This is a genomic window from Streptomyces sp. NPDC058373, from assembly GCF_042723275.1.
Taxonomy (GTDB): domain Bacteria; phylum Actinomycetota; class Actinomycetes; order Streptomycetales; family Streptomycetaceae; genus Streptomyces.
Genome location: NZ_JBHXJE010000056.1, coordinates 20,426 through 30,435, shown reverse-complemented (window position 1 = coordinate 30,435; position 10,010 = coordinate 20,426). Strand labels below are relative to the sequence as shown.

Sequence of the window (10,010 nt, the reverse complement as noted above, 5' to 3'; positions counted from 1 at the left end):
GGGAGACCGGGGGAGATGTTTCTGGTCAACCCCACCCGCCCGGGGGGGCCCCGGCGGGCGCCCCCCCCCCCCACCACCGGAGAGGGGCGGCGAAGCGAGGCCGGCCGACCGGCGTGGCCGGTGTGCGCACGCCCACCGGAGCCGCGCGCTCACCCCGGCTCACCCGGCCCGGCAGGACCACTCCACCGGCCTCCCCCGGCTACCGACCCGGTGACGGTTTGCGCCGGTCGGCGCGGGGAGGGGGCCCGGGCCGCTACCGTGGGCGGGATGAGCGCTGAGCAGCAGCACAGGGACGGCCACGCGGCGGAGCCGGGACCGAGGTCGCTGGCGCAGGCGCTGCGCGAGCGCGACGACGCCTCGCTGGCCGCCCTGCTCCGGTCCCGGCCCGACCTGCTCCACCCGGTGCCGACCGACGTCACGCAGTTGGCGACCCGGGCCGGTACGCGGGCCTCGGTGCTGCGGGCGCTGGAGCACCTGGACCGGTTCGCCCTCCAGGCGGCCGAGGCGCTGGCGGTCGCCCCGGACCCGGCCTCCTACCAAGAGCTGCTGGACCTGCTGGCCGGGGACGACGGGGACCCGGAGGTCGCCGGGGCGCTGCCCGGCACGGTGGCGCTGCTGCGCGAGCGGGCCCTGGTGTGGGGCGGCGAGGACCGGTTGCGGCTGGTGCGGACCGCCCGCGAGCTGCTGGCGCCGTCCGCCTCGCACTCCTCGCCCACCGGGCTGGGCCCGTCCGTGGCGGAGGCGACCTCGGGCATGTCGCCGGGCCGGATCCAGGCGATCCTGGCGGCGGCCGGGCTGCCCGGCACTCACGACGCGGTGTCGGCGGTGGCCGCCCTGAGCGCCCTCTTCGCCGACCGGCGGCGCATGGCCGAGCTGCTGGACCAGGCCCCGGAGGCGTCCCGGGAGGTGCTGGGCCGCCTGACGTGGGGGCCGCCTTACGGCCAGGTGACCGCCGAGCCCGCGGCCCACCTGCGCTGGCTCCTCGACCGGGGCCTGCTGCTGCCGACCACCCCGGGCACCGTCGTACTGCCCCGCGAGGCCGCGCTGTCGCTGCGCGCGGGCCGCGCCCACCGCGTACCGGAGCCGACGCGTCCGGCGGTCGCGGTGGCGGTCGAGCGGAAGCCGCAGGTGGTGGACGCGGCGGCGGGCGGGCAGGCGTTCGCGGCGCTCGCCACCGTCGAGGAGCTGCTGCGTTCCTGGGACGAGGGCGGGCCCGCCGTGCTGCGCGCGGGCGGGCTGAGCATCCGCGAGCTGAAGCGGACCGCCTCCGTCCTGGAGGTCCCGGAGCCGGTGGCCGCCTTCTGGGTGGAGCTGGCGTACGCGGCCGGGCTCATCGCCTCCGACGGCGGGTACGCCGAGGAGCGCCACGACCGGGCCGAGGACGGCGACGACGGGTACGCCGACGAGGAGACCCGCGACGCGCGCACCCGCCGCCGTACCGGCGAGGCCGAGCACTACGCGCCGACCCCGGAGTACGACGCCTGGCGCGACCTGCCGCCCGCCGACCGCTGGGCCTGGCTGCTGGAGGCGTGGCTGCCCGGAACCCGCACCCCCGGCCTGATCGGCGGCCGGGACGGCCGCGACCGCACCCTGTCCGCGCTCGGCCCCGGCCTGGACCGCTCCCCCGCGCCCGAGATCCGGCGCCGGGTGCTGGAGCTGATGGCGGAGCTGGAGCCGGGCCAGGCCCCCGATCCCGCCGCGCTGCTGGAGCGGCTGCGCTGGGAGCGCCCGCTGCGCTCGGCGGGACCCCGCCACGACGTGCCCGAGCCGCCGCGTCCCGGCGCACGCCCCGCGTACGGCGGCGGCGTCGAGGCCAACAGCCCGGAGGCCCTGCGTACCAAGCTCACCGAGTGGGCCCTGGCCGAGGCCGAGATGCTGGGCGTGACCGGCCGGGGCGCCCTGGCGAGCCACGGCCGGGCGCTGATCGGCGACGAGGACGGGGCCGAGGGGGAGGGCGGCGGGTCCGCGAGCGGCGCCCGGGCCGCCTCCGCCCAGGCGCAGTCCCGGCGCTCGGCCCGCGTGGCCGCTCTCCTCGCCCCGCTCCTCCCGGAGCCGCTGGACCACGTCCTGCTCCAGGCCGACCTGACCGCCGTCGCCCCGGGCCCGCTGGTCCGCCCGCTGGCGGAGGCGCTCGCCGTCCTCGCCGACGTCGAGTCGAAGGGCGGGGCGACCGTCTACCGCTTCACCCCGGGCTCGGTCCGCCGCGCCCTGGACGCCGGGCGGAGCGCCACCGAGCTGCACGCCTTCCTCGCCCAGCACTCCCGGACCCCGGTGCCGCAGCCGCTGACGTACCTGATCGACGACGTGGCCCGCCGCCACGGCTTGCTCCGGGTCGGCGCCGCCTCGTCGTACGTCCGCTGCGACGACGAGGCCGTCCTCGACGAGATCCTCGCCGACCGCCGGGCCTCCGCCCTGCGCCTGCGCCGCCTCGCCCCCACGGTGGTCGCCGCCCAGGCCGACCCGCGCGCCCTCATCGAGGGGCTGCGCGCCATGGGCTTCGCCCCGGCCGCCGAGTCGGCCGAGGGCGACGTGGTGATCGCCCGCCCGCACGCCCACCGCACACCGCCGCGCACGCCCCCCGCGCCCGTGCCCGACGGCCCGCCCGCGCCGGACGCCACCCTGCTGACCGCCGCCGTACGGGCGGTCCGCGCGGGCGACCGGGCGGCGACGGCCCCGCGCAAGGACACCCCGGGCGCCGAGGCGCCGGGCGGCCTCCCGCGCACCTCGGCGGCGGACACCCTCGCCACCGTCCAGGCGGCCGTGATGACCGGCGCCTCGCTGTGGATCGGCCACGTCAACGCCGAGGGCACCGCCTCCCAGCACCTGCTGGCCCCCCTCCGCGTCGAGGGCGGCTATGTCACCGGCTACGACCACACCGCCGACGAGGTCCGCACCTACGCCCTGCACCGCATCACCGGCGTCGCGGAACTGGCCGAGGAGTCCGACGGGGCCGAGTCCGCCCGCTGACCCTCGCCCCCGACCCGCCTGCCCCCGGAGGGACTTGGGCGGCGTGTCCGGACATGCCCGGGGTACACGGCCCACCTCTGAACCTTCCGCCCGCGTGGCGGACCCAGCAGAGGGGGAACCCGATGACCCGCCCGACATCCGACCCGACCCCCGACCGTGCGGCCACGCTCGGCGACCTCGGTCCCGGCACCCGCCAGCGGCGCCAGCTCCGCTTCCGGGCCTCCGACATCGCCTGGACCGCCCTCTTCACCGTGCTGCTCCTCTGGGGCGTGACGGCCGCGTTCGGCGCCGTACGCGGGACCACGGCCTGGGCCTACTCCGGGGTCGCCGGGATCCTGCTCGCCGTCGCCCTGGGCCTGCGCATCACGCTCACCCGCCGCCGGATCCGGGACTGAGGGGGCGGACGGTGAACCGCCTGCACACCTTCGTCGCCCGGAACCTCTGGTTCCAGGTGCTGCTGTCGATCCTCGGTGCCAGCGGCCTCGTCCTGCTCATCAGCCCCGGCCAGTCCCCGTCGGCCGTGCTGGGCCGGGTCGCCGTCTCCTCGCTCGGCGGCGTCGCCGTCCTGCTGGCCGTCCGCCGCAAGGAGAAGCGCGCCACCGGCACCGACACCACCGGCCTGGTCTCGCTCGACCGGCGCCTGCGCACCGGCGAGGTCCCCGCCGACCCGGCCGAACGCGAAGCCCTGCGCGCCCTGGTCGCCAAGCGCCTGCACCGCGCCCGCAACCGCCCGTGGGCCCTCGCCTTCCTCGTCCTCCTCTTCGGCGGCGTGGCCGTCCTCACCGCCCTCACCGCGGGCCCCCGCGAGACCATCGGCTTCACTCTGCTCGCCGTCGCCTTCCCGACCTGGCTCTTCTTCAACGGCCGCAAGCAGCTCCGCCGCCTGCGCCGGATGCGCGAGGCGCTGGACGGGGCGCCGCGCCCGGGCGCCGGCCCCGGAGGCACGGCGTACGACACGGACCGGGCCGGGGCCGACGCCCCCGGGCGCGCCCCCGGCCCGGTGGCATGATCCGCCCGTGCCCGCAGCCCCGCCCCCGCCCTCCGTCCCGCCGTCCGCGGCCCCCGACGTGACCCGTCCGACACCGCGACGCCCCCGCTCCGCCCCGCCATGCGGGACCATGGAGGACTGGCCCGGTGTGCCGTGTGCGCGGTCGCCGGGTCGATGACGGGTGCGGGACGGGCGTAAGACGGAGGTTCGGGTGTCCTGTTTGATCGTGCAGAGCGACAAGACGCTGCTGCTGGAGGTCGACCACGAGCAGGCTGACGCCTGCCGGCGCGCGATCGCGCCGTTCGCCGAGCTGGAGCGTGCGCCGGAGCACATCCACACCTACCGGCTGACGCCGCTGGGCCTGTGGAACGCCCGCGCCGCCGGCCACGACGCCGAGCAGGTCGTGGACGCGCTGGTGGAGTACTCGCGGTACCCGGTGCCGCACGCCCTGCTGGTCGACATCGCCGAGACGATGGACCGGTACGGGCGGCTCACCCTCACCAAGCACCCGGCCCACGGCCTGGTCCTCACCTCCACGGACCGGCCGGTGCTGGAGGAGATCCTCCGCTCGAAGAAGATCCAGCCGCTGGTCGGCGCCCGGATCGACCCGGACACCGTCGCGGTGCACCCTTCGGAGCGCGGCCAGATCAAGCAGGCGCTGCTGAAGCTGGGCTGGCCGGCCGAGGACCTCGCCGGGTATGTGGACGGTGAGGCGCACGCCATCGAGCTGGCCGAGGACGGCTGGGCGCTCAGGCCGTACCAGAAGCAGGCCGTGGAAGGGTTCTGGCACGGCGGCTCCGGCGTCGTCGTCCTGCCCTGCGGCGCGGGCAAGACGCTGGTCGGCGCGGGCGCCATGGCGCAGGCGAAGGCGACCACGCTGATCCTCGTCACCAACACCGTCTCGGCCCGGCAGTGGAAGAGCGAGCTGATCAAGCGGACCTCGCTGACCGAGGAGGAGATCGGCGAGTACAGCGGGACCAAGAAGGAGATCCGCCCGGTCACCATCGCCACCTACCAGGTGCTGACGACCAAGCGGAAGGGCATCTACCCCCACCTGGAGCTCTTCGACTCCCGCGACTGGGGCCTGGTCGTCTACGACGAGGTGCACCTGCTGCCCGCGCCGGTCTTCAAGTTCACCGCCGACCTCCAGGCGCGCCGCCGCCTCGGCCTGACCGCGACCCTGGTCCGCGAGGACGGCCGCGAGTCCGACGTCTTCTCGCTCATCGGCCCGAAGCGGTTCGACGCGCCGTGGAAGGAGATCGAGGCGCAGGGGTACATCGCCCCGGCCGACTGCGTGGAGGTACGCGTCAACCTCACCGAGAGCGAGCGCCTCGCCTACGCCACCGCCGAGTCCGACGAGAAGTACCGCTTCTGCGCGACGACCGGCTCCAAGCAGAAGGTCACCGAGGCGCTGGTCCGCAAGCACCAGGGCGAGCAGACCCTGGTCATCGGCCAGTACATCGACCAGCTCGACGAGCTGGGCGAGCACCTGGACGCGCCGGTGATCAAGGGCGACACCTCCAACGCCCAGCGCGAGAAGCTCTTCGAGGCGTTCCGCACCGGCGAGCTGTCCGTCCTGGTCGTCTCGAAGGTCGCCAACTTCTCCATCGACCTGCCCGAGGCGACCGTCGCCATCCAGGTCTCCGGCACCTTCGGCTCCCGCCAGGAGGAGGCCCAGCGCCTGGGCCGCGTCCTGCGCCCGAAGGCCGACGGCCACGAGGCCCGCTTCTACTCGGTCGTCGCCCGCGACACCATCGACCAGGACTTCGCCGCCCACCGCCAGCGGTTCCTGGCCGAGCAGGGGTACGCGTACCGCATCGTGGACGCGGACGAGCTGCTGGCGGGGTGAGGCCGGTCTGAGATCGCTCAGGCCGCGTGGTCCGCGTTCCGGTGGCGCCGCAGGAGGACGTTGGCGTCGGTCTGCGCGCTCCAGTCGAAGGCGGCCCGGGCGGCGGCCCGCTCGCGGTCGAGGCGGGCGCACTCGGCGCACCCGGTGACGGCCTGCGGCGGGCGGCACAGGTCCACGTCGAGCGCCTGGGCCACCGTCTGCCGCGCCCGCCGGTTGGCCGCGCGCACGCCCGCGCTCAGCCGCTCGGTGAGGGTCGCCGCCCGCACCCGGTCGGGGTCGGTCCGCCACTCGCCGCCTCCGCCGACGGGGCGCAGCACGGCGTACGCCCCGTCCTGCCCCACATACTCCCCCGCCTGCTCCGACACGGCGTCGTAGACGACCGCCCCGCGCCTGGGGTCACCGTTGCTCGCTCGGCTTGCCAATTGCTCTCTCCGTACTGGGTTCTCGCCCGGCGAACCGGGACGAGCGGTTACTTTGAGTGCGGTCAGTGTTGCCCAGCGCGACCCCGCGTCGCCATGCCCGACGCGTGTCACTGACTGCCTGTCACAAGCGATCACGAGGGAGTGTTCGTGGCCCGACGCACCACCGCGCCCAATGTCGAAACCGCCGCCACCACCGCCGACGTCTTCGGTGAGGTCCTGCGCTACTTCCGCGAGGAGGCCCGCCTCACCCAGAAGGCCCTGGCAGAACACATCCCCTGCGACCGTTCCCAGATCGCCCGCGTCGAAAGCGGCGACCGGGTCCCGCACGACACCTTCGTCAAGACGTGCGACAGGGTCCTGGGAACCAACGGCGCCCTGATGCGCCTGTGGGTCCGCATCGACTGGTACCCGGACGTGGAACATCCCGACTGGTTCAAGCGCCGGGCGGAGATGGATGAGGTGGCGGTGGCGGTGCGCCAGTACCAGGCGCAGACCATCCCGGGGTTGTTGCAGACGGAGGAGTACGCGCAGGCGCTGTTCGCCCGGCTGAGCAGCCCTGACGAACTCGCGGAACGAGTGCGAGCCCGACTCAGCCGACAGCAGCGCTTTCTGTCGCCTGAGGGCCCCCTGTACATAGCAGTACTGGACGAGGGTTGCCTGCGGACAACGGTCGGCAGCCACGAGATCATGCAAGGGCAGTTGCAACACCTGCTCCAGGTGGGCGCCCGCCCCAACATCCGCATTCAGGTGGCCCCTTGGGCGTCCCCCACGGCTGCCAGGCCGGATACGTCGATGACGCTGCTCACCATGCCTGATGGCAAGGAATGGGTGTACTCGGAGTCGCTGGACCGAGGCCACTTCAGCGATGCGCCCGCGGTCCTCCAACGACACTCCCGAACCTATGATGTTCTTCGGGCGGATGCACTGTCGGCCAGCGACTCCGCTGATCTGATCCGTGAGGCAGTCGAGAGGAACGAGCAGCATGAACATGAAGAATCTCAACGCCGCACCGTGGATCAAGAGCAGCTACAGCGGAGCGAACGGCGGCGACTGCCTCGAACTCGCCCCCGCATTCCCCGGCCTCGCCCCCGTCCGCGACAGCAAGATCGCTGAGAGCGGCCCCGTCCTCCCCTTCACCCGCCCCGCCTGGGTGTCGTTCGTCTCCGCCGTCCGGCAGGACCAGCTTGGAGCGTGAGCCCGTGCCCACTCCCGACCTGAGTACCGCCCTCTGGATCAAGAGCAGCCACAGCGGGAACAACGGCGGGAACTGCCTCGAACTCGCCCTCGCCGTGACCGGCTCCGCCCCGATCCGCGACAGCAAGAACGCCGACAGCGGGCCCGTGATCCCCTTCACCCGACCGGCCTGGGCCGTCTTCGTGGCGGCCCTGAACGGCGCGTAAGGCAGTAGGACGCCGGACAGAAATCCCCGGCGTCCGCTCTCCCCCGACCTTCTATCCTGCGGCGGTCGCACCGCACGCATGTCGGAACACCAGGAGAGGGCCACCGCCACCATGCCGAACACCCCCCGAAGACGCCTGCCCAGTACGGCCCTTGCCACCCTGCTCCTCGCCGGAGCAGCGACCGGCTGCGGCGGCGGGAGCGAGGCCGCCGAGCCGAAGGCAGCGCCGAAGCCGTCGGCCTCGGCTGCGGCCTCGCCCGAGGACCGGGAACCCGGGCCCGCCCCGAGCACCACGGCCAAGCCGCTGCCCACCACCTCCGGCGAGCTGAAACCCCGCATGCTGACGGAGAAGGAGCTGCCCGGCTACCGGGTGATCGAGTTCAGCTCCTGGAGCAAGCCACAACCGCCCGTCGGCACCGAGACGTTCAAGCCTCGCGCCTGCGGCGTGATCGCCCAGCCGGAGGGGAGAGCGGGCGCCGACGTCACGTACGAGCACGACGGCGAGCTCAAGGACGTGCACCCACGCCGGATCACCGCGACCCTGTACCCGAAGGGTGAGGCGGCCCGGTGGATGGCGCGGCTGCGCGGCGCGGAGGAGCGGTGCGGCACCTTCCGCACCGACAGCGGCCTCGGGGGCCTCGCCTCCGAGCGGGTGACCTGGCTCCCCGAGCCGGCCGTCGGCGACGAGGCGCTTCGGATGGAGCGCGTCACGGAGTGGGACGACGAGATGACCGCCCACTCCCTGACGACCTACGTCCGCACCGGCGACCTCGTCACCGCCTTCCGCCACAGGACCAGCTACGGCCCCGCCATCGACGAGGACCACCTGGAGAAGATCCTGCCCCGCCCCGACGACACCCTGGTCAACGCACAGATCGCCAAGCTCCTCGGGCACCCTTCGACCGGTGGGTAGGCAGATGAACCAGCCGGCGTACGGCTCCGACTCCGCCGACCTCGTTCTCCTCGGCTCCGCCGAGCCGGCCTCCGATCCGGTGCGGGAGGCCGGGTCCGCGGCGGCCTCCCATCGCCTGCCGGCCGAACTGGTTGCGGACGGGGCCGGCAGGACAGGGGACCGACGAGGCTCCTGTGCCGGCGGGTTGGGGCTTCGAACACCTCCCTCAACGGCACGGGAGCCTCGTGCGTCGCGCACCCTACGTCACGGCGTGTGGCGCCCGTTCTGCACCGTGCCGTCGATGAACGCGGCGCGGATGCCGTCGACGTCGGAGCCGAGCAGGCCCAGCGTCTGCGCTGTGCGGCCCCCGGCCACGAAGTCCTGTCCGCAGAGAGGCCCGCTCAGGGTGACGAACGAGTCGGTCAGGGGGAGGGAAAGTCCGATCTGCGCAGCCAGCGAACTCCAGATGACCAGTCCGAAGGAGATGTCCTCGGTGAAGTACCGGTGCTTGACCGAGTCTGGTTCGGGAAATCCCTGACGGCCGTAGCCCTGCACGATGCGCTCGACGAAGCTGCCCTCGGTCACCCCGTAGGCGGTGTTGAGAAAGTCCCAGAAGCTGGCCGCCTTCACTCCGAGGGCGTCCGCCAGGGCAAGGCGTTCGCGGTCCAGGGCGTCGATGACCTCGGCGATGCGCGGTGTCACCAGGCTGTGCAGCGGGTGGCGGTCGGCGTCTTCGACCGTCTTGAAGTTCAGCACCGCCGGAGGAACATGGTAGATGGCGTTGCAGTTGTTGAGTCCGACGGTCAGCGCGTCCTCACCCGGCACGTACCGGTCGCCGAAGTACGCCCGCAAGATGTCGAGAGCCCGGGGCGTATCCGCGCTGGGTACGGCGGCCAGCGGGACGGCGCGCTTGATCGCCCCGATGTAGACGTGCGCGGGTCGGCGCAGCCGGCACGTGTACAGACTGGTCGGAGTCTCCGCGATGAGGCAGGGCTGCCGGCCGGCGATCGTGAACATGCGCGCGAGTTCTACGCCGCTGCCGAGCACGCCCGGCTGGAACAGAACGAGCTGGTCCGGCTGAAGGACGGACGCGAGTTCCTTGGACAGATAGGCGTGCGCGAAGGCGGGCGCGGCGACGATGACCACCTCGGCGCCGCTGACGGCTTGCCCGAGGTCGGTCGTCAGCACCGAGGGTGTGCCGTGGCCCTCCACGTCGCCGGTCATGTCGATGCCGTCGTTGGCCCTGATCGGCTCGAGATCGCGGCCCCACCTGTCGAAGATCCGTACGTCATGTCCCTTGTAGGACATGTGACCGGCGATTGCCTGGCCAACGTTGCCTGCGCCGATGATGGCGATGCTGCCCATAGTGCGTGACTCTTCCGTTCTGAAGTGGTGCGGGAGTGGGCTCGGCGTTGCCGAGCTGTGCGAGTGCTGAAGCTGTGCTCGTGACAGCCGTTCGCGCTTCTCTTTCGGTCATCGGGCGCCCGTTGTCC

Annotated in this window: 9 protein-coding genes and 1 pseudogene; 8 read left to right on the top strand and 2 right to left on the bottom strand. The window is 73.5% G+C overall.

Annotated elements, in window-relative coordinates; genetic code table 11:
• Positions 1–267: 267 nt before the first annotated feature.
• The 4 genes from ACFWMZ_RS25060 to ACFWMZ_RS25045 all read left to right on the top strand — a co-directional run bounded on the left by ACFWMZ_RS25060 (position 268) and on the right by ACFWMZ_RS25045 (position 5,804).
• The gene (locus tag ACFWMZ_RS25060; protein WP_383204220.1) at positions 268–2,967 is read left to right on the top strand and encodes a helicase-associated domain-containing protein; all 2,700 of its coding nucleotides are present in this window, start codon (positions 268–270) and stop codon (positions 2,965–2,967) included.
• A gap of 122 nt (positions 2,968–3,089) precedes the next feature.
• Positions 3,090–3,362, top strand: a complete 273-nt coding sequence (locus ACFWMZ_RS25055) for a hypothetical protein (RefSeq protein ID WP_383181954.1) — start codon at positions 3,090–3,092, stop codon at positions 3,360–3,362.
• Positions 3,363–3,373: 11 nt separating this feature from the next.
• On the top strand, positions 3,374–3,976 hold the full coding sequence (locus ACFWMZ_RS25050; RefSeq protein ID WP_383181952.1) for a hypothetical protein: 603 nt from the start codon (positions 3,374–3,376) through the stop codon (positions 3,974–3,976).
• A 190-nt stretch (positions 3,977–4,166) separates the two neighbouring features.
• Entirely contained in the window at positions 4,167–5,804 is a 1,638-nt protein-coding gene (locus tag ACFWMZ_RS25045) for a DNA repair helicase XPB (protein WP_383181950.1), read from the top strand.
• A 17-nt stretch (positions 5,805–5,821) separates the two neighbouring features.
• Here the strand turns inward: ACFWMZ_RS25045 and ACFWMZ_RS25040 are convergent, their stop codons facing one another.
• Positions 5,822–6,145, bottom strand: coding sequence for a hypothetical protein (locus ACFWMZ_RS25040; RefSeq protein ID WP_383204232.1), 324 nt, complete (start codon positions 6,143–6,145; stop codon positions 5,822–5,824).
• 228 nt (positions 6,146–6,373) lie between these two features.
• On the opposite strand from ACFWMZ_RS25040, the gene ACFWMZ_RS25035 reads away from it, so the two are divergent.
• From ACFWMZ_RS25035 to ACFWMZ_RS25020, 4 genes and pseudogenes are all read left to right on the top strand, one after another.
• Positions 6,374–7,339 carry a Scr1 family TA system antitoxin-like transcriptional regulator gene (locus tag ACFWMZ_RS25035; protein WP_383204217.1) on the top strand — a complete coding sequence of 322 codons (966 nt, stop codon included), beginning with the start codon at positions 6,374–6,376 and terminating at the stop codon, positions 7,337–7,339.
• A pseudogene (locus ACFWMZ_RS25030) lies at positions 7,293–7,421 on the top strand (DUF397 domain-containing protein); the annotation flags it as partial. The gene ACFWMZ_RS25035 and the pseudogene ACFWMZ_RS25030, both read left to right, overlap by 47 nt.
• Positions 7,422–7,425: 4 nt before the next feature.
• Positions 7,426–7,626 carry a DUF397 domain-containing protein gene (locus tag ACFWMZ_RS25025; RefSeq protein ID WP_383204214.1) on the top strand — a complete coding sequence of 67 codons (201 nt, stop codon included), beginning with the start codon at positions 7,426–7,428 and terminating at the stop codon, positions 7,624–7,626.
• Positions 7,627–7,704: 78 nt separating this feature from the next.
• On the top strand, positions 7,705–8,538 hold the full coding sequence (locus ACFWMZ_RS25020) for a hypothetical protein (RefSeq protein WP_383204212.1): 834 nt from the start codon (positions 7,705–7,707) through the stop codon (positions 8,536–8,538).
• Positions 8,539–8,781: 243 nt separating this feature from the next.
• Here the strand turns inward: ACFWMZ_RS25020 and ACFWMZ_RS25015 are convergent, their stop codons facing one another.
• Entirely contained in the window at positions 8,782–9,882 is a 1,101-nt protein-coding gene (locus ACFWMZ_RS25015; RefSeq protein WP_383204209.1) for an NAD/NADP octopine/nopaline dehydrogenase family protein, read from the bottom strand.
• Between the last annotated feature and the right edge of the window lie 128 nt (positions 9,883–10,010).

Coding starts and splice junctions, on each gene's coding strand:
- ACFWMZ_RS25060 (WP_383204220.1), top strand. CDS start 268: ATGAGCGCTGAGCAGCAGCACAGGGACGGCCACGCGGCGGAGCCGGGA.
- ACFWMZ_RS25055 (WP_383181954.1), top strand. CDS start 3,090: ATGACCCGCCCGACATCCGACCCGACCCCCGACCGTGCGGCCACGCTC.
- ACFWMZ_RS25020 (WP_383204212.1), top strand. CDS start 7,705: ATGTCGGAACACCAGGAGAGGGCCACCGCCACCATGCCGAACACCCCC.
- ACFWMZ_RS25015 (WP_383204209.1), bottom strand. CDS start 9,882: ATGGGCAGCATCGCCATCATCGGCGCAGGCAACGTTGGCCAGGCAATC.